Consider the following 21,780-nt stretch of genomic DNA (forward strand, 5'->3'; position numbering starts at 1 on the left):
CTTAACTTCGGTTTACGCATCCAACACACATCTGGCGCCGCATCCATGGCGTACGTTCTCCCCTCCGGTTTATGGCGGAGGGGGTTGCAGCATGACCTGCATGAAATCAAAGGTGTTCTCACTCAATACCGTGAACTGCGGCAATATGCCGCCAATACTGATCCAGAACACCACCAGTCCGAACAACACGGTCATCGGAAAGCCGATGGAGAAAATATTCATCTGCGGCGCCGCGCGAGTCATTACGCCAAAAGAAATATTCACAATCAGCAGCGCCGTCACCGCGGGCAAGGCGATCATCAGCGCGCTGGCGAACATCCAACTGATGCGTGAAGCCAGATACCACCAGGACCAGACATCAACTTCTTGCGCTGAAATCGGTAGAAAGCGGAAGCTTTCCACTACCGCCTCGAACATCACCAGATGGCCGCCCATGGACAGAAACAGCAAGGTCACCAACATCAGATAGAACTGGCTCAACGCGGTCACAGTGATGCCGTTGGTAGGGTCCACCATGGAGGCGAAGCCCAGCCCCATATTCATCGCCACGATTTGCCCGGTCACCACGAATAACTGAAACAGCAGCAGGACGGCGAACCCCATGGCCAAACCGATCAGCACTTGCTGAATAATGATCGCCACCGAGTTGACGGATAGCGGGTCCACTTCCGGAACCGGCGGCAACGAGGGAACGATCAGAATCGTCATCAACAGCGACAGCGCCAACCGCACGCGCGCGGGCACAATCTGGGTTCCAAGAATCGGCGTGGTCATCATAAAGCTGGAGATGCGAAACAAAGGCCACAGGTGCATGCCCACCCAGGCGCCGATCTGTTCCTCTGTCCACTCGAACACCGCCCGGCTCCCTATCCGATGACGTCAGGAATGCTGGTGATGAGCATATCGGTGTACTCCATCAACTGGGTCAGCATCCAGGGCCCGGCGATGATGATTACGATCAGCGTCACCAGCAAACGGGGCAAGAAGCTCAGGGTCTGTTCGTTGATCTGCGTCGCAGCCTGAAAAATACTGACAATCAGGCCCACCACCAGGCTCGGCGCCACGATCAGCGTCACCAGGGTGACGATCAACCACAGGGCTTCTCGAAAAATATCCAGCACCACTTCAGGCGTCATAAGCGTTCTCCTCGGTTGACCGCGCTAAACCCCAAAACTGGCGGCCAGGGTGCCCATGATCAGGGCCCAGCCATCCACCAGCACGAACAGCATGATTTTGAACGGCAGCGAAATAATGATCGGGGATAGCATCATCATCCCCATGGCCATCAGAACGCTGGCCACCACCATGTCGATAATCAGGAATGGAATAAATATCAGAAAGCCGATCTGAAAAGCGGTTTTCAGCTCGCTGGTGACGAACGCCGGCATCAAGATCGTAAACGGTACTTCTTCCGGGTTGGCGTATTTGTTCTCATCCCCCGCCAGACGAATAAACAATCCCAGATCGCTTTCGCGGGTCTGGCGCAGCATGAATTCGCGGAAGGGTTCGCTGGCTTTGGCCACCGCTTCCTGCGCCGTCAGTTGTTCAGCGAGGTAAGGCTGCAGCGCAACCTCGTTGGCCTGCTTGAATGTGGGTCCCATGATGAAGAAGGTCAGGAACAGCGCGATGCCCACCAGAATCTGATTGGACGGCGCCTGCTGTAAGCCGAGCGCCTGACGCAGAATGGAAAACACGATGATGATGCGGGTGAAAGACGTCATCATCATCAGGAAAGCGGGGATAAAGGTCAGCGCCGTCATCAGCGCGAGAATTTGCAGGGTGACGGAGTATTCCTGCGTGCCGTCTGGATTGGTCACCAGTTTGACCGCCGGCAGGATGGCGTCCTGAGCCGACCAGGCGACTCCAGGAAGCATCAAAAACAAGATCAGGTAAGTTAACCGCAGGACCCTATTGCGCGCCATTCGCTTCGCCTTTTGCTTCGTTTTCAGTACGACGCAAAAGGCTCTGCAACTTCCGTGCAAACTCGCCGCTATGCGGCGACAGTTCTAGCGGCTCGTCCAATGTGAGCAGGTTGGTGATTTGATGTTGAGTAATGCCGACGATTATTTGACGATCGCCGATCTGTAATAAAGCAATGCGCTCCCGCGTTCCCACAGGCAGCACCGCCAGCATTTTCAGATGTTGCTGTTGCTGCGGCGCCAAGCCAGTAAAGCGACGCATCATCCAGGCGGCTCCGCCGATCAGCGCCAGCACCAGCACCAAGGCGCCGCCGACTTGCAGCAATTGCCCCGCCTCCACGCCGGCCACAGGCTTCTTGGCGGCGGCTTCTTCCGCCGCCCGCGCCAGGCCCGGCGCCCAGAGCCACAGGCTCGTGGTCATGGCGACGCATAGCGCAGTTAAGTTAAGTCCGGTACGTTTCAACCCTACCCCCGCAGCTTCTTGATGCGTTCGGAAGGACTGATGACGTCCGTCAAACGAATGCCGAACTTTTCGTTGACCATCACCACCTCGCCATGGGCGATCAACGTGCCGTTAACCAACACGTCCAAAGGCTCCCCAGCCAGACGGTCCAACTCAATGACCGACCCCTGGTTGAGCTGCAGCAGGTTGCGAATGGCGATCTGGGTGTTGCCGACCTCCATGGAAATGGTGACCGGGATATCCAGAATCACGTCCAGATCAGGCGCCCCTGGCGCGCTGGTCGGCATCGTCTCGTCAAAAGTTTCGAAAGACGCGGCGCGGATGTCGTCATCAGCGCCTTTTCCCTTGGCCTCCGCACTCTCCGCCTCCGCCATAGCAGCGGCCCATTCATCCTCTCTACCGCCATCAGCGTCGGTCGCTTCCTGTTCACCCAGCGCAGCAGCCCATTCGTCCGCCAGCGCCTCATCGTCAGACTTCGTATCGTCTAGATCGTTTTCTTTATTGTCGTCGTCTTCAGCCATTGCGCCTCCTTCGTCGGCGTCGCCGCCGACCGCTTAATCTTATCTACAATCTTGAGCGCCAGATTACCGTTGCACTGCCCTACCTTGGCGATGAAAATCGGCACGCCGTTCGCTGTCACCGTAATGGTTTCCGGCAGTTCAACCGGAATCACGTCTCCGGGCTTCAGTCTCGACAGAGAGCGCAAAGAAATCTTTTGTCTGACCACGGCGGCGTTAAGCGGCACCCTGGCTTCCAGAATGTCCTGCTGTAAAGCGCTGATCCAACGTTCGTCCACATCGTCAACGTCGCTCTGCACGCCGGCGTCGAGCACTTCGCGGATGGGTTCGATCATGGAGTACGGCATGGCCACATGCATGTCTCCGCCACCGCCGTCCAGTTCAATGTGGAAGGTGCTCACCACCACCACTTCACTGGGGCTGACAATGTTCGCCATGGCCGGATTAACTTCTGAGTTGACGTACTCGAAGTCCACCTTCATCACCGCATTCCAGGCTTCCTTCATGTCATGGAACACCTGCTCCAGCACCATCTGCACGATGCGGATTTCCGTCGGCGTGAATTCCCGTCCCTCGATCTTGGCGTGACGGCCGTCGCCGCCGAAAAAGTTGTCCACCAGTTTGAACACCAGTTTGGCGTCCAGGATAAACAGGCCGGTCCCACGCAGGGGGCGAATCTTCACCAGATTAAGGCTGGTGGGCACGTAAAGCGTGTGAATATATTCCCCAAACTTCAGAATCTGCACGCCGCCGGAGGCGACGTCGGCATTGCGGCGCAAGAGGTTGAAAAGGCTGATACGGGTATAGCGGGCGAAGCGTTCGTTGATCATCTCCAGAGTCGGCATGCGCCCACGGACGATACGGTCCTGGCTGGTCAGGTCGTAACTGCGCACCCCCGCCGCATCGACATCCTCCTCGGTGTCGACGTCGCCATCGTCCACGCCATGTAAGAGCGCATCAATTTCGTCTTGGGATAATAGATCTTGCACAGCCCTACACCTTGACCCAGGGTCTAACAGGAAATGTTATGCGTCTAGTTCTATCACCTGAGACGGGCCTATAACAAGCCCCGCCTGCAGCGATGACAGCGTTTCAGCGCGGCGATTCGATACACTGCGCCCACGGTTACTGCAACACGAAATTGGTAAACAGCACCTGCTCAATTTCTCCATCCACGCCCTGCTCCTTCAGAGCAGTGTTGATTGCTTCCAGCGACTCAGACAGCAGCGCCAGCCGACCTTCATCCGTCTGCACGTTTTCAAAATCTTTGCCGCTATACAAATTTATCAATCGGTTACGGATGACGGGCATATGCAGATCTACCCCGTCCAGCACGCCCTGATTCCGAGTCAGCAAACTGATGCTCGCTTGCAAAAAACGCTGCTTGCCTTTGTAATCGAAAGTGACCACCAGTGGCGGCCGCATATCGTAATAGATAGCTTCCGCTTTCACCGGCGCAGCCTGCTCGCCGCCTTCCGCCGACGTATCCGAGCCGTCATCCGGGGAAGACTTTAGCAACATCATGGTCACTCCCACACTGGCTCCCACAGCAATCAGCAAAACCAGCGAGACAATAATAATCATCTTTTTGCTTAAGCCGCCAGACTTACCAGACTCCTCTCCGCCTTCTCCACTGTTATCTTTCGCCATATCTCTGCTTCCACTATCGACAGATAATCCGATTACTGTGGAGGTCACCGCCTCCTTGTCGATAAGTGTAGTTCATTCCTTTGATTTTTCAGTGAAAAATCATCAGACGTAATAATCCACCATGCGATCCGTGGCCAGCGCTTGCTCAACGCCCAGCGCCGCGGCGCCCTCTTCGTCCCCTTCTCCAGCAACCAGGCCGCCATCGGCGCCGCCGGATTCCTGACCACTACCGGCGCCCGTCTGTTGCTGCTGACTGGAGACATCGAACTGGGATAATTGCAAACCTTGCTCCGCCAGCAGTTCCCGCAATCGATGCGCCGTTCCTTCCGCCATATCGCGGACGATGGCGTGAGGGCTTTGAATCTGAACATGGGCCTGATCTTTCTGCACATGAATTTTCATTTCGATGGGGCCCAGCTCCGGCGGATTCAGATGCACGCTGGCGGATTGAATCTTCTGTCCCACGAACCAGACCACCTTCTGCGCCATGCCCTCGCCCCAGTCATCTCCCTGCACCGGTTGCTGCAGCGTGGTGACGTAAGGCGGCGCAGCGGCGTCAACCTTGAATTCCGCTCGGATGTTGGCGGCGACTCCTTGCAAGGCGCCGGGTTTGGCCGCGCTCTGCGACTCCGCCAGCTTCAGCAGCGCTGCGTCCAGGGCTTCCCCATCGGCGCCGGCTTCCCGCCCTCCGCTATTGCCGTTTGCGGCAAGCGCCTGGGTCAACTTGATCTGCTCACCGCCCTTTTTATCCCCCACCACCGTCTCCGCATCGCCCTCAACCTCCTCAACGGCGTCATGCACCGCCCGCGCCAGCGGCGTCAACGCGTTTTGCCCGGTTGGATCTGCGCCCTCTTCTTTATCCACTGACAATTCAGCCAGGGCCATCCCCTCGATTGAGATTTCGTCGCCTTCCGTGATGGTTTGCTCCCCCGACGGCAAATTCACTCCGCTCTGCGACGCGGTCTGATCCATGTCCGCCAGCGCTGCTTGCGCAACCGTCGCCGCGTCCTCTGACGCTTCAGCGTCAACAGGCGCTTTTCTCTCATCGCCTTTTTCTGCTTTGACGTCTTTCTTGTCCACTTTGTCGGTCTTATCCGCAACTTCCCGATCCAGCACCTCAGAGAAGCGATCTTCCTTATCATTCATAGCGTTAGCCTCACCCCTCTGATTGCCTGACGGCTTTGGAGACGATTTCGGCGCGACTTTGGGTACATCAATAAATGCCACTGAGCTGTCCATTTACTGTCCTCAAATCCAAGTTACAACTTATCTGCGGATGCAACGGGCTTCACGGCCTCCGCGCGGCAAATCGCTGTCGCGAAAGCGGCAAAACCATCGTTTTATGGGATAAATGCACAGATCAGGCCAGGTTACGCCTGAACGGGGTCAAAGCCTGAGAGGGAGGTAAAGAGGAAAAAAATAAAGGCAGGATTTTTCAGCGAATACAACCGGCTCATACTGCCGGCAGGGATGATGCAGCGCCCGCTACACCTGTTCCCGTAATAAGGACTGCACCACTTCAAATTCCTGCTCGATGGAGTCAAACACTTCCCGCGCTTTCTCCATCTGCTTGAACTTGCCAATCAATTCGCCCTGCCGACAAAGTTCGGACAACGCAGGCAACCCCAGATTGGTGGCGCTGCCTTTGACGCTGTGGCAGCCGCGACTGAATGCGTCCGGGTCATTGCTATCCAGCGTCGCGCGAATGGCGCGCATACGTTCGACCGTATCTCCGATAAAGGTCTCCACCAATATCTGAAAGTCGTCTTCCATTACTTCCCGCAATTCCGCCAGTGCGCCCATATCAAGGTGAGACAGATCGTTCGAACTCATATTCAAGCTTGCCACTCATAATCCACTTCAACGATATTACCCTGCCCGAAGTACTCCACGCGGCTGCACATGGAGAGCAGCAGGGCCGTGCCACGACCACTATAACAGGTCGGACCCGGTAATTTACCGTCGAGCTTCTGATAATCAAAGCCTTTTCCGCTGTCTTCCACTCGAATCGTCAGCACGCCACCGGCGACCGCGCCTTTGTGGCGAACGTCCACCTTCACAAAATGCCCGTCCAGTCGCCGGATGCGCTCTTCGCGCAGACGATAATATTCCGCAAATCCATCCGGACTGCCTTTGAGCTTGGAGTGCAGGCCCAGCACGCCATGCTCCAGGGCATTGGTGTAGAGTTCGCTGAGAATGGTGAACATCTCGCCGTTACGCGTGCGCAGTCCGGGCACTTCCATGGCGATCTGCAACAACAGGGGCACCGGATCAAACACCGCCAGGGAGTCGCTGCACAGCTCATACGCCATGCGCCAGTGCTGCGGGCCTTTGAGACCGGTGTTGGTGAGATAGTTGTTCTCTATCCCCAGCTCCTTCACCGGCATCATGGTCAGCTCCACCAGCGTCAGGTCATCGCTGGGACCGCCCTCGCCCATGAAGTCGACCACGGAGCGGCGGATTTTTTCAAACAGGTTGAGCTCCCGCAGATTGGCGTTGAAGACCTGTTGCAAGCGCTGCTCGCCAAACATTTCGCCTTTGGCGTTGGTCGCTTCGACAATGCCGTCCGACCACAAATACACCCGGTCGCCGTGTTTCATTTCAAAGCGATAGGTGCGCGCGTCGAAGGCTTCGCCTTTGAGGATGCCAAGAGGCAGGCGGTTGGAGGCGACCTTAATCAACTGATCGCCCTGCACCAGATAGCAATCCGGCAATCCGCCGATCCAGATCTCGATTTCTTCCTGCTCGAAGTTCAATTCCGCCATACAGGCGCAGCAGAAAAAGCCCACTGGCAGAATTTTACGCAGCTTCTGATTCACTTCCCGGAGAATATCTCCCAGCGCATAACCTTTGCTGGTCATGCCATAAAAAATCTCCGCCAGGGGCATGGCGCCGATCGCTGCGGGCAGGCCATGGCCAGTGAAATCCCCCAGCAGCACATGCATGCCGCCGGACGGTTTCTGACAGGCCAACAACACGTCGCCGTTAAAAACCGCCAGAGGCGAAAGCAGATGCTTGATATTGTTGGCGCCGAGGCAGCCCACATGGGCCACGTTGTCGAACACCGTTTTGGCGACCTGCTGCTCACGCACCATATGGTCATTGTGCTCGGCGATCTGGTCCCGTTGCCGCAACAGGGTCTTATGCATTATCCGCATGCGGTTGAAAGCGTTGATCTTGGCTTGCAGGATAATGCGGTTGTAGGGTTTGGAAAGAAAGTCGTCGCCGCCCGCCTCAAGGCATTTGGCGAGAGATTCCGCGTCGCTGAGAGAGGTGAGAAAAATAATGGGAATCAAGTCTTCGCCGGCCAGCAACTTGATTTTACGCGCCGCCTCGAAGCCGTCCATGCGAGGCATCAGGGCGTCCAGAAGGACAATGTCCGGCCGGAACTCGGAGAATTTCTCGATGGCGTCGACGCCATCCACCGCTGTCGCCGTATCATGCCCCTGCTTTTTGACGATATTCTGCAGGATCATACGATCGGACTGGTTGTCGTCGGCGATGAGAATTTTTAACGTTTTCTGGGACCCAAGAACGGACGAGGCCATTTCTGAGTCCAGGGATTGTTTCATAGCAATACCCGATAGGCGCATAAATGGCGGAAAGTCCGTTTCAGACGCCCGAAGTCTGCGGGCGCTTTATTGAATAACAAACAATTGTTCAAAATTGGAAATCGTCAATATCTTCCTGACATCATTATTGCAATTGGTGATGCAGATTTTAGCGTTGTCGCCGCCTGCATAATCCCGCAATAACAACAACATCCCCAAGGCGGAGCTGTCCAGATACGTCGTCTCCGTCATATCGATCTTATACTGCTCGAACGGTCCCTCAGGGTTTTCGTACGCATCCCTGAATTCCTGGTGGGAACTGAAATCAAATCGCCCTTTAATGCGAATGGTCAGTTCGGCATTATCGTCAGAGCGGCTTGTCGTTATAGACATATTGCCTCCTTCTGTTGGCGCTCCCCTAATCAAACCATCTGGATCGGTTAGATCCATTATGTGTTCTTTTTATTTGAAATTCAGGATATTACGAATAGTATGCAGTGAATTTCAATACTCATATTCTTACTAATTCATCAATAGCTGATTTTTACTAAATTTCCAGTTTTCATTCTCCTGGCTGCTGTTTATTCGCAACCAAAAACTGACTTTCAGGCACATTTTCCGCCTGTTCCAGCTAACTCGCTAAAACCAAAAAGCTTTTTCTACAGTGTCTTAATGTCTGTTGTGATAGGCGCGTCGACCGACAGCATCATCCAAGTTGCGCTGTTGCTTCTTGTCCTCGTAATAGGCTTCCTCTTTTTTGCAACGATCAATAAAGTCCTGCATGTTATTTTTTTTCTGGTACGCCGCCCGCCACACGTCCGTCTGTTGCGACAACTGCTGTTTCAACAGCAATAACTGCTGTTGCTGCTGCTCGATGGCCGAGCCCAGCCTGCTGATGAAGACATGATAGGTTTGAATATGACGCACTGAACGTACGCCGTTTTGAGTACCCCTTAATTCATCCTGATAATCACGGTGATAGGCGACCAGCTGCTCCAGCTTGCCTTCCGCCTGTTCCACTCTGCGCCGGATTTCGCCCATTTTCTTGCGCTCGTCTTCCTCGTCCCGCTCCGCCAGATCAAGCACTAACGACAACCTTTGCGACTTCTTTTTCTCCGCCACGTTAAAGCACCTGAACTAAAGTGGAGTCACCCCTGGGGTTTCGCCGGGGCTCTGGGCGCGGCGCCTTGCGCCGGAGCCGGGGTGAACAATTGATTCAACCCTTGTGCGCTATCATTCAGCGTAGCGCGTTCCCGCAGACTTTGCTGTAAAAATTTGCGCATGTGGGGAAATCTTTCAATCGCGTAATCGGTTTCCTTGTCGGAACCGGGCGCGTAAGCGCCGACGCTGATCAAGTCCCGCGTCTGCTGGTAGCGGGCGTACAACTGCTTGAAACGCTGCGCCCTCTGCAAATAGTCCGGCGTGGTAACTTGCGGCATGACCCGGCTGATGGAGGCCTCGACATCAATGGCGGGATAATGCCCTTCCTCCGCCAGGCGTCTGTTAAGGACAATATGGCCGTCGAGGATCGCCCTTGCGGCGTCGGCGATGGGGTCCTGCTGATCGTCCCCTTCCGTCAGCACAGTATAGAACGCCGTAATGGAGCCGCCGCCGGGTTTGCCGTTGCCCGCCCTCTCCACCAGTTGCGGCAGTTTGGCGAATACCGAAGGGGGATAGCCTTTGGTCGCCGGCGGTTCGCCCACCGCCAGGGCGATTTCCCGTTGCGCCTGGGCGTAGCGCGTCAGGCTGTCCATCAACAACAGTACGTTTTTGCCCAAATCACGAAAGTACTCGGCGATGCGCGTGGTCAGGACCGCTGCGCGCAAGCGCATCAACGGTGAGTCGTCGGCGGGAGACGCCACCACCACAGCGCGGCGCAAACCTTCTTCGCCGAGAATGTCCTCAATGAATTCTTTCACCTCGCGACCGCGCTCCCCTACCAGACCGACCACAATGATGTCCGCGGTGGTGAAGCGGGTCATCATGCCGAGCAGCATACTCTTGCCCACGCCGCTGCCGGCGAACAATCCCAGACGCTGGCCGATGCCCACCGTTAACAATGAGTTGATGGCGCGAATGCCGACATCGAGTTTTTCCCGAATGGGCGCGCGGTGCAAAGGATTGATCGGCGCGCCGAACAGTTCAACGTGATGCTCCGCCTGCAATGGACCGCGACCGTCTAATGGCTCGCCGGCGCCATCCAATACGCGTCCCAGCAGACAGGCGCCCACGCCAATGCGTCCTACTCCGGACATCGGCTTCACTTTGGCGCCGGGTTGCAGGCCTTCCACCGCCGCCAGCGGCATCAGGTAAACTCTCTCATCGGAGAAGCCGACTACTTCCGCCTCGACCATACGGCCGCCGCGGACTTCGATCAGGCAACGCTCTCCCAGAGTCATGGGACACCCAACCGCCTCCAGGGTGAGCCCCACAACGCGCGTCAGACGACCATTCAGCTCAGGACGCGCCTGAGCCGGCACAAAGCGCTCGTAATTGCGTAGCCGCTCAACCAGACTCATCATCGCCCTCCGGCGTTTCCTGAGTCTCAGACGGCGCTTGTTTCAGCTTATCCGCCCCACTCGCCTCGATGTCGGGTTGCTCAGCAGGCGTTTCGGAAACGGAATACGCCGCCTCCGCGTTTTTCTCCAACAAGTCCCGGTGCAGATCGCTCATTTCTCCCATTTGATCGGTGAAATCTTTGGTTTCCTGCAAAGAGACATCATCACTGTGACGGGACAGCATTTGCTGTACGGTGGTCTGGAATCGTTTCTCAACAGTGAAGTCCAGCAACGTATGACGGGTCTCGACGCGACACCCGCCCTCCATCAGGGCGGCGTCCGCCTGATACCGGCTTCCTCTTTCTGGAGGTAAGTGTTCTTTGGCGAACGCCAGGTCCTGTGGATTCAGATAGATTGTGACCAATTCTTCTGTATTGGGCAGCGCCGCCAGGGCTTCCTGCAGCACTCGCAGAATTTGCGAGCGATCCACTTTCAATTCGCGGAACACCACCGCCCGTGAAATCGCCAGCACAAGATTGAGCAGCGCCTCCTCCACTTCGTCCTGGTGTTTGCGGATCGGCGTTTCCAGCTCGGCCGCCAGCTCTTCGAAGTGCGTCAGGGCTTTGTCGATGGCCGCGCTTTTGGTCTTCACCGCCTCGCTTTCGCCGCTCTTACGCCCCTGCTCCAGGCCTTGCTGCTCGCCTTTGCGTTTGCCTTCGGCATGTCCTTGTTCAAAGCCTTTCTGAAAGCCTTCTTCCTTGCCTTGTTCAAGCCCCTCCTGATAAGCGCTCTCGCGGATGCTCTCCAGCTCCGCCGCCGTAGGCGGTTTGATCTTGGGAGTTTTCTGCTGCTCCCCCATAACCGGCAGCTCCCAGCGCTCGTAGGCCGTCAGTTTTTCCTTGGGGATGGTTTCGGGTTGATCTTTCATCGGCTGGCTCTGTTAGTGTGGCGTTGCACAGGCGGCGCGCTTACAGCATTTCTTCGCCGCCGCCGCCCAGCATGATTTCGCCGGCTTCGGCCATGCGCCGCGCGATGGTGAGTATTTCCTTCTGCGCCGCTTCCACTTCACTGACGCGTACGGGACCGCGCGCCTCCAGATCGTCGCGCAACAGCTCCGCCGCACGCTTCGACATATTGCGGAAGATCTTTTCCTGCAAATCCTCTTCTGCGCCTTTCAAAGCCAGAATCAGGTTGTCGGACGACACTTCCCGCAACAGGGATTGAATGCCTCGGTCGTCCACATCCTTGAGGTTGTCGAACACGAACATGAGGTCTTCGATCTGACTGCCCAGGTCGGCGTCCACATCCTTGATGGATTCCATCAACGGCGCTTCCAGGCTGGAGTCCATAAAGTTCATGATATCCGCCGCGCGTTTGACGCCGCCGATCCTGCTGGTTTGCGCAGAGGTGCCGCCGGAGAACTGTTTCTCCAGAATGTTGTTGAGTTCCTGCAACGCCTGGGGCTGAATGGTCTCCAGCGCCGCTACGCGCATGATGATGTCCAGACGCACTTTTTCATCGAAATTGGATAGCACTTCCGCGGACTGGTCAGGGTCAAGATAGGAGATGACGATAGCTTGGATCTGGGGGTGTTCGTAGCGAATGATGTCTGATACCGCCCGCGCTTCCATCCATTTCAGCGTATCCAGTCCCGTCGTGTTGCCGCCCAGAAGAATACGGTCGATCAGGCTGGCTGCCTTGTCCTCACCCAGTGCCTGGGTGAGCATAGTGCGAATATAGTCGTCGGCGCCGATGCCCAGACCGGTCTGACCGCCGACGGCTTCAAGAAATTCAGTAGTGACGTGCTCCACAACATCCTGGGTCACGTTCTGCAATTGCGCCATTTGCGCGCCCACACGCTGCACTTCCTTGGGCCCCATGTGTTTTAGAATCTGGGCGGCGTCCGCTTCGCCGAGAGACATGAGCAAAATCGCCGCCGACTCCACGCGGGAGACTTTGCGTACCGGTTTTTTCTCACCTTTCTCGTCACTCATCAGCCATTACCCATTGGCGAACAACCTGGGCCACTCGGCCCGGATCTTCAGCAATCAGTCCTTTGAGCGCGTTAATCTTTTTCTCATATCCCTCAGAGGAGCCGGGCAGTAAAAAATCGCCCGCTGCGTTTAAGCCTACACTTTCTCCCTCACCTACGCCAGAGCCAAGACTTTCCAGTTCAGCCAACCCGTCTTCATCGCCGGCCAACGCCAGATTCTTGGCGTCAGCGCCTCCGCTGGACAGGTTCTTGAAGGTCGGTCGAATGACCCCGAACACCAGAATCAATACGATCAGGAAGGCCACGCCCCATTTGATCAGCTCCCGTATCCAGGGCTGCTCCCACAGCGGCGCTTCATAGTCGCTAATCTCCACTTCCTCCGCCATGAAAGGCGTGTTGATGACATTGACGCTGTCGCCACGGGCGGCGGAATAGCCTACGGCGTCCCGCACCAAAACCGTCAAACGCTGCAACTCCGCCTCCGGCCAGGCCTCGGTAGTGACCGCCCCGTCCGCGCCGACCCGGCGCAAGTCGTCCACGACCACCGCCACGGTGAGGCGCTGAACTTTACCCTGATGCTGTTTAGTGTAGCTGACGGTGCGGTCCACCTCGTAGTTACGCACGGTTTGTTTGCGGATATCCGTAGCCTGACTATTGGCGGTTGCATTGGCTGCGGCGCCGGCGACGCCCGCCTGTTCAGGCACGGCGGCCACACCCGGAGGCTGATTGGACAGAGCTCCGGGAACCCCCTGATTGCTGCCGGCGATACGCTGCTCGCCAATCTCCTGCTCGCTGCGTACCGCCTGAGGGTCAGGATTGAAGGTTTCCTGCGCCTGCTCCACGGCAGTGAAATCCACGTCCGCAGACACTTCCGCGCGAAACCGCCCCGGTCCCAGGATTGGCTCCAGAATACTGTTCACCCGACCGGTCAATACTTCCTCCATGCGGCGGGCGTACTGGAACTCGCGGGAGGTTCTTAAGTCGTCTTCGGTCAAATTGTTCTGTGACAACAGGTTGCCCCGCTGATCCACCACGGTGACGTCGCGGTGATCCATCTCCGGCACGCTGCCGGCCACCAGATTAACGATGGCTTCCACCTGATCCTGATGCAGACTGCGCGAGCCGGTCAGCTCCACCAGTACGGAAGCGGACGGTCTGCGTTTGTCGCGCACGAACACACTTTGCTTGGGAATCGCCAAGTGCACCCGCGCGTTTTTCACGTTGCGCAGGCTGGAGATAGTACGCGCCAACTCACCTTCCAGGCCGCGGCGGTAGCGGGTGGATTCCATGAACTGGCTGGAGCCGAGCCCCTGATCTTTATCCAGCAGCTCGTAGCCTATGGTTCTGTCCTGGGTCACGCCTGCGGCGGCCAGACGCATTCTGGCGGCGCTGACATCTTCCGCCGCCACCAGCAAGGCGCCGGACTTGGGCTCTACTTTAAAGTGAATATTGTTCTGACTGAGAATGTCCGATACTTCCGTACTGTCGTACACGCTCATGTCCGGGTACAGCGGCTGGTAGGCGGGTTCATTCGCCCACAAAATGATGGCCGCCCCCATAGCGATACTGGCGGCGACGCCCACCATTAAAACCAATTGGCGCAACAGTGATAAACGGTTGAACCCCAGCATCATGTCGCTGCGGTTTTCCACCAGATCCACGTCATTATTCTGTCCCCCCTGGGCGTCGACCTGTGCGGGAACGCTAGCCATTGTCCACCTCGATGCTTGTTTACTGCTTTATTAGAATGACTGAGCCGATCAGATAGGCATCTTCATGATGTCTTCGTAGGCCTGGACCACCTTGTTGCGCACCTGGGTCAGCGCCTGAAACGCCACCGACGATTTCTGCGAGGCGATCATTACCTTGGTCAGATCCGCCTGCGGGTCGCCCTGCTCATAGGCGGTTCTGAGTTCCGACGAGGTTTTCTGCAGGTCGTTGACGTTGTCCACCGCTTGTTTGAGCATCTGGCTGAACTCGGGAACTTCTTCAGGCTTGCGGGTGGGCTTCAACTGCTCAGCGGACAGTTCCTGCTCGACGCGCGCCGACTGCCGCATCTGCGCGCGCAGGTTGCGAATATCCGCCAGCACATTGTTGATATCGACCCGATTTGTCATAACCGCCTCCACATTCCCAAGCTATCGAAACGCCTTGTCAAAATGTCGTCGAAAGCCGTTTCGTTTACACTAGTTCTGCAGAAAACATACCAGTTTCAGCGCATTCGCCATGGTGATCAGGGCCTCAGCAGGCCCGCGCCATTTGTTCGTCGATGTCGATGCCGAACTCACGCATACGGGCGATTTTGTAGCGCAGCGTACGCGGTGAAATGCCCAGCTTCTCCGCTACTTTGTTGCGGCGTCCGCCCTCGCTTTTCAGGGTGTCGAGAATGATCTGAAATTCACGCATGCGCATTTCCTGGCCAAGCCCGCTGACATCGTCCATCTCTTCCATTTCATCCATCGGCTCCGACATTGTCATCCCCGACGCCATTGGCGCCGTCAGGCTGTCCAGGCTGACGCCTTCCAGACACACATCCGCGGCGGTGATCTGACCGTTTTGCTGCAGAATCAAAGCGCGTTGAATGGCGTTATCCAGTTCACGCACGTTGCCTGGCCAGTCATGGTTGTAGAGCGCCTGACGCGCACTGTCGTCGAAACGCACGAAAGACAGTTTCATTTTCTGCGCATGATTCGCCAGCAAGTGTTCCGCCAAAGGCACGATATCGGCGCGTCGCTCACGCAGCGGCCGCCAGTGGATCGGGAACACGGACAAGCGATAGTAGAGGTCTTCCCGGAAACGGCCTTCCTGCACATAGGTTTTCAGGTCCCGGTTGGTGGTCGCCAGTACGCGCACGTCAAGGCGAATGCTCTTGCGTCCGCCAATGCGCTCCACTTCCCGCTCCTGTAATACCCGCAGCAGTTTCGCTTGCAAACCCAGGTCCATTTCGGAAATTTCGTCCAGCAGAATGGTGCCGCCGTCCGCCTGTTCAAATTTGCCCGGCATGCTGGCGTAAGCGCCGGTAAACGCGCCTTTCTCATGTCCGAATAAAATCGCTTCCAGCATGTTTTCTGGAATGGCCGCGCAGTTGATCGCCACGAAAGGCGCGTTTTTGCGAGCGGATTTCCGATGGATATAACGCGCCAGCACCTCTTTCCCGGTGCCGCTCTCTCCAGAGATGAGCACTGTAGAGTCCGTCATCGCCACACGTTGCGCCAACTGGAATATGCGCTTGCTGGCGCCATCCACCGCCACCGGCTCGTCAGCGTTGGAATCGCCGCCGGCGCCTCCCATGTATTTTTCAATCGTGTCCAGCAGCGTCTGCGGCTCAAAGGGTTTGACCAGATAGTCCGCAGCGCCGCTTTGCATGGCCGCCACCGCCTGGCTGATCTGCCCGTACGCCGTCATCAGCACCACCGGGACGCCGGGATATTGACGCCGCACTTCCAGCATCAACTCAAAGCCGTTCATGCCCGGCATGTTGACGTCGCTGATGATCATATCCACGGCGCGCTGCTCGAGAACGCTCAAGGCTTCTCTGGCGGAATCGACGCCGATATAGTCATACCCGTTCATTTCCAGCGTAGTGGTAAGCGCATCCAGTAACTCCAGATCGTCTTCCACTATCAGCAGGGTCGGTTTATTCATGGCATGTCTCCTTCAAAGCTTCGTGAGTCAGGCGGAATGGCGCGCCGGCAAGGTCAGAATGGCCCGGGCGCCCAGACCCGGACCGCCGGATGTAATGAAAAAGCGACCGTGATGCGCCTGCGCCACGCCCTGCGCCACCGCCAGCCCAAGGCCTGTGCCGTGGGATTTGGTGGTATAGAACGCCTCCAGCAGACGGGGACCGTCTTCAGGTTCGAAACCTACGCCGTTATCGCGCACCTCAAGACAGATAAAACCCTGTCCCGGAGCGCTCAGGATTACTTCCACTTGAGGCTGATCCGCGCCTTTAACCGCTTCCAGAGCGTTATTGAAGAGGTTCAATACCGCGCCGACTAAAGCGTCTTTATTGCACAGGATTTCCCGTTCGCCGCAGTCGATGCTCCATTGCACAGGAACCTGTTTGCGCTGGGCTTCGGGTTCCGCAGCAGCCTGAATTTCGGTGAACAGCTCCGCACAGGCGATGCGTTGCGCCAAGGGCGCGTCGCCTTTGGCGAATATCAACATGTCGCGTACTTGCTGTTCCAAATGAGTGAGACGGGACATCAGTTTCTGCGCGCATTTCACACGCAGCGAACCATCCAGCTCAGGTTGGGACAGGTGGCCCGCATACAGCATAGCGGCGGACAGCGGCGTGCGAATCTGATGCGCCAAAGACGCCACCATTCTGCCCATGGAAGACAGACGCTCACTACGGGATAAGCGGGATTGCAGCTCACGGGTTTCGGTCAGGTCCGATAACACAATCAACTGGCCTGGCGCGTTTTCCAGCGAACAGGTTTGAATACTCAGGCGACGACCGTCTTTCAATGACACCTCGTGCCCATCATCCGCCTTGGGCGCAAAACAGCGCTGGATAATCTCCACCCAACGCTCCCCATGCAGCGGCTCGCCAAGCAGGTCCACCGCAGCCGGATTGCACTCCTGTACAGAACCGCGCGCGTCCAGTACAACGATACCTACCGGCAACGCCTGCAACAGCGTTTTCAACCGGTTGGCGATACGCGCTTTGTCTTCGTGCTCTCTTTGTCGATTCAGGCTGACGGAGTCCAGCTCATTGGCCAGACGATTCACCCGTCCACTGAGATCCTGATAGGTTTGAGAAATCTGATCAGCGATCGCGCCGAACATACTCATCGCCCGGTCCAAACCTGGATCTGCGGACGCCGCATGCGCCGCGTCGTCAAACCCGGCATGCTTGGGGGCCAGATGGTGGATCACCGCTACCGGCTGCTCTTGATCCGCCGCCGACAAAATTTTCGGTACGCTCATATTGCCTCTCCGATCACTTGTCCGTATCGCTGGAACATTGACGAAAAACCTGTCTGAAACGTAATTAATCATTTTCTGTGCCAGCCCTGACTAACGCCCCAGTTTCATAGAGTTAGGCAAAACGGACTAAGCGCCACGCCGAAAAATTGACGAGACAATGACTCCCGCGCCAAGGTTTGGCGTGAGTCATCAAGCCCGTATGCAGGCGGGTTTCCGGGTGCAAATAAAGGCGGAGAGTTAATCGAGTAGGAGGGGGAGTTACCTCCCCCGTCCTCTCACACCACCGGGCATACGGTTCCGTACCACGGCGGTTCATGATTGGCGCTGAAGCCGGTTCATCGTATCCAGCAAGCTTACCAGAGACAGGCGGTCGAACATCCTCTTGGGAAGCGCCGCGTTCATATGGGACGCGCCACTATTCCACCAAGGTCCCCGACCATTGCTTGCGCTACTCCAAGCCCTCTGCTCGGACAGTCCTAGTCGCATTAGATTACGGGCTCGGGTGTAAGTCCGTTTCCACTGTCGCCAGAGCAACAGGCGCAACCGCCGTCGCACCCACCCATCGAGTCCTTCCACTGGGCGCTTCGAGGTCGTCAGGCGATAGTAGTTCGCCCAGCCCCGGAGTGCCGGATTCAGTCGCGCAATGGTGGTCTGCAGCGGTCGCCCTCGTGATTGTCTGAGCAACTGACGCAGTTTGGCCTGGTAGCGCTTCAGGCTCTTCGGCGCGATCCTCAGCCGTACCTGCTTGCGCCAGCTCACGCTGTAACCCAGATAGCTCCGGCGCCATGGTCGATCCACAGCACTTTTCTCCGCGTTCACTTTCAGGCGAAGGTGCATTTTCAGGTAATGGGTAATGCTAGTCATGACCCGGTGACCGGCCCGCTCGCTTCGGACGTAGATATTGCAGTCGTCCGCGTAGCGGCAGAACCGGTGGCCCCGGCGCTCCAGCTCCCGGTCCAGTTCGGTCAGGAGCACATTAGAGAGCAGAGGTGACAGGGGGCCGCCTTGCGGCGCGCCTTCCCGCCTTGGGCTGACCAGCCCACCGTCCAGCATACCGGCTTGCAGGTATCGGCGGATCAGGGTGAGCATCCGTCGGTCGGCGATGCGGCGGGCCAGCAGGCCCATCAGCACATCGTGGTTGACCCGGTCAAAGAACTGCTCCAGATCCAGATCGACCACCCAGCGGTGACCGTCGTTGATGTGCCGTTGCATCGCCCTAACCGCCTGATGGGCGCTTCGCCCGGGGCGGAACCCGTAACTGTGGTCCGAGAAGATCGGCTCCAGCATCGGGCTCAGCACTTGGTGCAGGGCTTGTTGGATCAGGCGATCCTGTACCGTTGGGATGCCCAGTATCCGTTCTCCGCCTTGCGGTTTGGGGATACTGACCCGGCGTACTGGTTGAGGATGGTAGTCTCCGGCCAACAGCCGCTCTCGCAGCGTTGGCCAATGCTGTTGCAGGTGGCCTTTCAGGGCCGCCACCGGCATCTGATCGACACCGGCGGCGCCCTTGTTGGACATCACCCGCTGATACGCATGCATCAGGTTCGGGCGCTCAAGCACCTGTTCCATCAGCGTATTCGGCTCCGCGTTCGTCCACGAGTGAGCCCCCGTGTCTGCCTCAACACGGGCTTCAGTCTCTGCCGGATACCGTCCGACGTCTCCCTGAATACCCTGACCCATCCGGATCGCTTCTGTCTTCATAAGCACATCACGAGAACTCACCGCCTACTGGCGGTCAACCATGTTCAGTCCTTCAGTACGCGGTAACGCACCTACTATGACCTCGGCTGAGTTCTGGCGCTCCATCCCCACCCCTCACGAGGTGAGTAGCACAACGGCAGAGAACCAGACTTCCCAGGGTAAGACGCGTGACCTTCACACTTATGCCCGCCGCATCTACGTCCACACCTTCCGTGCAAGTACGGGCTTTGACGGTATTTGCCGCCTTACCCAGTGTGGCCGCCTCGTATGCGATTCCTGTTCGTCAGGCCAGTGCTTTGCCTACGGCTTCCTTCAGATTCCACCTCACGATGGACACCCTTGCCGTTCGGCTAGTGGTTCCCCTTGCCGGGCCCACAGGGGACTTGCACCCCCAAGTCATCCGGCCAGCACCACCTGAACCGGAACAGCGCCCGTCAAGGCACTACGCGCCATGCCTGGCGCACAAACGACAGAGCCCGGACAACGCCGGGCTCAACAGAAAAAAATCAGAGGTTATTCAGGGGCTAGCCTGCATTATTCATCTGCATTCAAATTGTATTTACGCACTTTCTCCACCAAGGTGGTGCGACGAATATGCAAACGTTCGGCCGCGCGCGCGACCACGCCCCCGGAATCATCCAAAGCCTGCTTGATCAGGCTCTTCTCCAGGTTGGCGAGATACTCTTTCAAGTCCAGTCCATTAACGGGCAACACCGCCGGAGAATTAAGCCCAACCAGACCAGGCTCCCCAGTGTAGCCTTCCTCCAGATCTTCCATGCCCTGCTCTATATCTTCCACATGACGGAATTTCAGCGGCAGTTCCTGCACGCCGATTACACCGTAAGGATGCATGATGGCCAAACGCTCGACCAGGTTCGCCAGCTCTCTAACATTGCCAGGCCATTCATGTCGACACAGGCTTAGAATCGCCGCCGAGTTAAAGCGGATAGAGCCGCGTTTTTCTTTCTCCATGCGCGAGATCAGCTCATTGATCAACAACGGCACGTCTTCCGCCCTTTCTCGCAATGGCGGCATTTCTATCGGAAAAACATTGAGGCGGTAGTACAGATCCTCCCGGAAGTCGCCCCGTTCGATCATACCCTCAAGATGTTTATGGGTAGCGGCGATGATGCGGACATCGGCCTCCAGCGTTTTACTGCTGCCGACCCGTTCATAGGTGCGTTCTTGCAGCACTCTTAAAATCTTGACCTGCATATGCAACGGCATATCGCCGATTTCATCCAGAAACAAAGTGCCGCCCTGGGCCAGCTCAAAACGGCCGACCCGTGATGTAATGGCGCCGGTGAAAGCCCCTTTTTCATGACCGAACAGTTCGCTTTCCAGAAGCTCTGCAGGGATGGCTCCACAGTTGACGGGCACAAAAGGCTGATTGCGGCGATGGGAGTTGTAATGCAGATTACGCGCGACCACCTCTTTACCGGTGCCGGATTCGCCGGTGATCAGCACGCTGACTTCTTTATCCGCCACCTGGGACATTAATTCACGCACTTTTTGCACGCTGCGGCTGGTGCCGACCAGACTGCGGAATAACAGAATTTCACGCTGCTTGCCGCGACCGCTCTTGGCCGCGTACTGCTCACGATAGACTTGCGCGCGATACAGACTATCCATGAACTTGTTGTAGTGAGGCAGCTCTTCAAGCTGGACAATGACCTTACGGCGCAGGTCTTCGTCGATTTCAGACAGATCACGCTCCCCCAGCATCAACACGGGCAACCCTGGGTCCCACTCCTCCAGCCTGGCCAGAAAGTCTTCCACATTCGTTACACTGGCGTCCATCAACGCCACAGCCATATCCGCAGCGCTCAATGAGGCGTCCTTACACGCTTTTACCCAGTTGTCCGCATCCGTGGCCAGAGCAGGCTCGCCCAGAAACGCCAGTATCACTTCTATGGCCTGTCTGCGTGCGTCGTCATCGCAGACCAAGAGGACAGTGCTGTCTTTGCTTGTCATGTAACCTCAGTACTACATTTGTTGAAATGTCCTGAGCCTCCATCTCGGTCACCCGGTTCCATATTGCGAGGAGTAACCTTTTCTTTCCCAAGAATTAAAGTACGCTTTCCGGGAGTGGTCAAATAAATGACGCAAATAGTCGAGTTTCGTTATCTGAATAAAAAACGTTCAAAAAATTGTCGCCATCGCGATTGAAAATAGACAGCCGCTAAAGAGGATGGTTAAAACTTAGAGGTGTTTAGATAGGATTGCGCCGCTTTCAAGCTACGACGAACGCTGGTAAGTTCCTGAACGGATTCGGAGCGGTTGGACCCGGCGTGTTGAACTGCCTCTGCATAAACACGGCGTAATCGCGTCAGCGTGGCGATAAGTTGAGGTTTGTCGTCCTCGCTGGTCTGCGTTACGGTCGACTGCACCACGTCGCGTAGCGCGGGTTCAAGCGCTATAAGCTCATCCCATTTGCGTTGTGACGCCAACTGCTCGACTTGTTCCGCTAACTTTTCCAACTCGGACATTTAAGCTTCGACCCATGCTGGATGGAGATACGTCATCTCGGGCTAGTGTAGCATTGCGGCAAGAGA

22 protein-coding genes are annotated in these 21,780 nt (G+C 56.8%); all 22 read right to left on the reverse strand.

Annotation, left to right across the window (positions count from 1 at the left end; genetic code table 11):
* Positions 1-69: 69 nt before the first annotated feature.
* Complete coding sequence (gene fliR / locus HCH_RS23230; RefSeq protein WP_011398919.1) at positions 70-855, reverse strand: flagellar biosynthetic protein FliR; 786 nt, start codon at positions 853-855, stop codon at positions 70-72.
* Positions 856-866: 11 nt separating this feature from the next.
* Positions 867-1,136 (reverse strand): flagellar biosynthesis protein FliQ, encoded by a 270-nt coding sequence (fliQ, locus tag HCH_RS23235; protein ID WP_011398920.1) that lies wholly within the window; start codon positions 1,134-1,136, stop codon positions 867-869.
* A 24-nt stretch (positions 1,137-1,160) separates the two neighbouring features.
* The gene (gene fliP, locus HCH_RS23240) at positions 1,161-1,922 is read right to left on the reverse strand and encodes a flagellar type III secretion system pore protein FliP (RefSeq protein ID WP_011398921.1); all 762 of its coding nucleotides are present in this window, start codon (positions 1,920-1,922) and stop codon (positions 1,161-1,163) included.
* A complete protein-coding gene (gene fliO / locus HCH_RS23245; protein WP_148212649.1) occupies positions 1,909-2,340 on the reverse strand; it encodes a flagellar biosynthetic protein FliO in 432 nt (143 codons plus the stop codon). The genes fliP and fliO overlap by 14 nt, the downstream gene beginning before the upstream one ends.
* Before the next feature lie 44 nt (positions 2,341-2,384).
* Positions 2,385-2,903, reverse strand: a complete 519-nt coding sequence (gene fliN, locus HCH_RS23250; protein WP_011398923.1) for a flagellar motor switch protein FliN — start codon at positions 2,901-2,903, stop codon at positions 2,385-2,387.
* Positions 2,867-3,889, reverse strand: a complete 1,023-nt coding sequence (gene fliM, locus HCH_RS23255) for a flagellar motor switch protein FliM (RefSeq protein WP_011398924.1) — start codon at positions 3,887-3,889, stop codon at positions 2,867-2,869. Before fliM ends, fliN begins: the two co-directional genes overlap by 37 nt.
* Positions 3,890-4,025: 136 nt before the next feature.
* Positions 4,026-4,550, reverse strand: coding sequence for a flagellar basal body-associated FliL family protein (locus HCH_RS23260; RefSeq protein ID WP_011398925.1), 525 nt, complete (start codon positions 4,548-4,550; stop codon positions 4,026-4,028).
* Positions 4,551-4,652: 102 nt separating this feature from the next.
* Positions 4,653-5,696, reverse strand: coding sequence for a flagellar hook-length control protein FliK (locus tag HCH_RS32690; protein ID WP_049781062.1), 1,044 nt, complete (start codon positions 5,694-5,696; stop codon positions 4,653-4,655).
* A gap of 339 nt (positions 5,697-6,035) precedes the next feature.
* Positions 6,036-6,383 (reverse strand): Hpt domain-containing protein, encoded by a 348-nt coding sequence (locus HCH_RS23270; RefSeq protein ID WP_011398927.1) that lies wholly within the window; start codon positions 6,381-6,383, stop codon positions 6,036-6,038.
* Positions 6,384-6,385: 2 nt separating this feature from the next.
* Positions 6,386-8,122: an ATP-binding SpoIIE family protein phosphatase gene (locus HCH_RS23275; RefSeq protein WP_011398928.1), complete on the reverse strand. Its 1,737-nt coding sequence runs from the start codon at positions 8,120-8,122 to the stop codon at positions 6,386-6,388.
* Positions 8,123-8,188: 66 nt separating this feature from the next.
* Positions 8,189-8,494, reverse strand: a complete 306-nt coding sequence (locus HCH_RS23280; protein ID WP_011398930.1) for an STAS domain-containing protein — start codon at positions 8,492-8,494, stop codon at positions 8,189-8,191.
* Between the two features lie 276 nt (positions 8,495-8,770).
* The gene (gene fliJ / locus HCH_RS23285; RefSeq protein ID WP_011398932.1) at positions 8,771-9,223 is read right to left on the reverse strand and encodes a flagellar export protein FliJ; all 453 of its coding nucleotides are present in this window, start codon (positions 9,221-9,223) and stop codon (positions 8,771-8,773) included.
* Positions 9,224-9,249: 26 nt separating this feature from the next.
* Positions 9,250-10,623 (reverse strand): flagellar protein export ATPase FliI, encoded by a 1,374-nt coding sequence (gene fliI / locus HCH_RS23290; protein ID WP_049781063.1) that lies wholly within the window; start codon positions 10,621-10,623, stop codon positions 9,250-9,252.
* The gene (locus HCH_RS23295) at positions 10,607-11,527 is read right to left on the reverse strand and encodes a flagellar assembly protein FliH (RefSeq protein WP_011398934.1); all 921 of its coding nucleotides are present in this window, start codon (positions 11,525-11,527) and stop codon (positions 10,607-10,609) included. The genes fliI and HCH_RS23295 overlap by 17 nt, the downstream gene beginning before the upstream one ends.
* Positions 11,528-11,567: 40 nt before the next feature.
* Entirely contained in the window at positions 11,568-12,593 is a 1,026-nt protein-coding gene (gene fliG / locus HCH_RS23300; protein WP_011398935.1) for a flagellar motor switch protein FliG, read from the reverse strand.
* Positions 12,586-14,304 (reverse strand): flagellar basal-body MS-ring/collar protein FliF, encoded by a 1,719-nt coding sequence (gene fliF / locus HCH_RS23305; protein WP_011398936.1) that lies wholly within the window; start codon positions 14,302-14,304, stop codon positions 12,586-12,588. Before fliF ends, fliG begins: the two co-directional genes overlap by 8 nt.
* A 48-nt stretch (positions 14,305-14,352) precedes the next feature.
* Positions 14,353-14,709, reverse strand: coding sequence for a flagellar hook-basal body complex protein FliE (fliE, locus tag HCH_RS23310; protein WP_011398937.1), 357 nt, complete (start codon positions 14,707-14,709; stop codon positions 14,353-14,355).
* A 124-nt stretch (positions 14,710-14,833) separates the two neighbouring features.
* The gene (locus HCH_RS23315) at positions 14,834-16,237 is read right to left on the reverse strand and encodes a sigma-54-dependent transcriptional regulator (RefSeq protein ID WP_011398938.1); all 1,404 of its coding nucleotides are present in this window, start codon (positions 16,235-16,237) and stop codon (positions 14,834-14,836) included.
* Positions 16,238-16,264: 27 nt separating this feature from the next.
* On the reverse strand, positions 16,265-17,524 hold the full coding sequence (locus tag HCH_RS23320; RefSeq protein WP_041598877.1) for a sensor histidine kinase: 1,260 nt from the start codon (positions 17,522-17,524) through the stop codon (positions 16,265-16,267).
* 312 nt (positions 17,525-17,836) lie between these two features.
* Positions 17,837-19,225, reverse strand: a complete 1,389-nt coding sequence (gene ltrA / locus HCH_RS23325) for a group II intron reverse transcriptase/maturase (protein WP_011395787.1) — start codon at positions 19,223-19,225, stop codon at positions 17,837-17,839.
* A 534-nt stretch (positions 19,226-19,759) separates the two neighbouring features.
* The gene (locus HCH_RS23330; protein WP_011398940.1) at positions 19,760-21,199 is read right to left on the reverse strand and encodes a sigma-54 dependent transcriptional regulator; all 1,440 of its coding nucleotides are present in this window, start codon (positions 21,197-21,199) and stop codon (positions 19,760-19,762) included.
* Between the two features lie 221 nt (positions 21,200-21,420).
* Positions 21,421-21,714: a flagellar protein FliT gene (locus tag HCH_RS23335; RefSeq protein WP_011398941.1), complete on the reverse strand. Its 294-nt coding sequence runs from the start codon at positions 21,712-21,714 to the stop codon at positions 21,421-21,423.
* Positions 21,715-21,780: the final 66 nt, after the last annotated feature.

This window comes from Hahella chejuensis KCTC 2396 (assembly GCF_000012985.1).
GTDB lineage: Bacteria > Pseudomonadota > Gammaproteobacteria > Pseudomonadales > Oleiphilaceae > Hahella > Hahella chejuensis.

Excerpts from the sequence above, each read along its gene's own strand:
- fliQ (WP_011398920.1), bottom strand. The coding sequence starts at position 1,136 with ATGACGCCTGAAGTGGTGCTGGATATTTTTCGAGAAGCCCTGTGGTTG.
- fliP (WP_011398921.1), bottom strand. The coding sequence starts at position 1,922 with ATGGCGCGCAATAGGGTCCTGCGGTTAACTTACCTGATCTTGTTTTTG.
- fliO (WP_148212649.1), bottom strand. The coding sequence starts at position 2,340 with ATGACCACGAGCCTGTGGCTCTGGGCGCCGGGCCTGGCGCGGGCGGCG.
- fliN (WP_011398923.1), bottom strand. The coding sequence starts at position 2,903 with ATGGCTGAAGACGACGACAATAAAGAAAACGATCTAGACGATACGAAG.
- HCH_RS23260 (WP_011398925.1), bottom strand. The coding sequence starts at position 4,550 with ATGGCGAAAGATAACAGTGGAGAAGGCGGAGAGGAGTCTGGTAAGTCT.
- HCH_RS32690 (WP_049781062.1), bottom strand. The coding sequence starts at position 5,696 with ATGAATGATAAGGAAGATCGCTTCTCTGAGGTGCTGGATCGGGAAGTT.
- HCH_RS23270 (WP_011398927.1), bottom strand. The coding sequence starts at position 6,383 with ATGAGTTCGAACGATCTGTCTCACCTTGATATGGGCGCACTGGCGGAA.
- HCH_RS23275 (WP_011398928.1), bottom strand. The coding sequence starts at position 8,122 with ATGAAACAATCCCTGGACTCAGAAATGGCCTCGTCCGTTCTTGGGTCC.
- HCH_RS23280 (WP_011398930.1), bottom strand. The coding sequence starts at position 8,494 with ATGTCTATAACGACAAGCCGCTCTGACGATAATGCCGAACTGACCATT.
- fliI (WP_049781063.1), bottom strand. The coding sequence starts at position 10,623 with ATGATGAGTCTGGTTGAGCGGCTACGCAATTACGAGCGCTTTGTGCCG.
- HCH_RS23295 (WP_011398934.1), bottom strand. The coding sequence starts at position 11,527 with ATGAAAGATCAACCCGAAACCATCCCCAAGGAAAAACTGACGGCCTAC.
- fliG (WP_011398935.1), bottom strand. The coding sequence starts at position 12,593 with ATGAGTGACGAGAAAGGTGAGAAAAAACCGGTACGCAAAGTCTCCCGC.
- fliF (WP_011398936.1), bottom strand. The coding sequence starts at position 14,304 with ATGGCTAGCGTTCCCGCACAGGTCGACGCCCAGGGGGGACAGAATAAT.
- fliE (WP_011398937.1), bottom strand. The coding sequence starts at position 14,709 with ATGACAAATCGGGTCGATATCAACAATGTGCTGGCGGATATTCGCAAC.
- HCH_RS23315 (WP_011398938.1), bottom strand. The coding sequence starts at position 16,237 with ATGAATAAACCGACCCTGCTGATAGTGGAAGACGATCTGGAGTTACTG.
- HCH_RS23320 (WP_041598877.1), bottom strand. The coding sequence starts at position 17,524 with ATGAGCGTACCGAAAATTTTGTCGGCGGCGGATCAAGAGCAGCCGGTA.
- ltrA (WP_011395787.1), bottom strand. The coding sequence starts at position 19,225 with ATGAAGACAGAAGCGATCCGGATGGGTCAGGGTATTCAGGGAGACGTC.
- HCH_RS23330 (WP_011398940.1), bottom strand. The coding sequence starts at position 21,199 with ATGACAAGCAAAGACAGCACTGTCCTCTTGGTCTGCGATGACGACGCA.
- HCH_RS23335 (WP_011398941.1), bottom strand. The coding sequence starts at position 21,714 with ATGTCCGAGTTGGAAAAGTTAGCGGAACAAGTCGAGCAGTTGGCGTCA.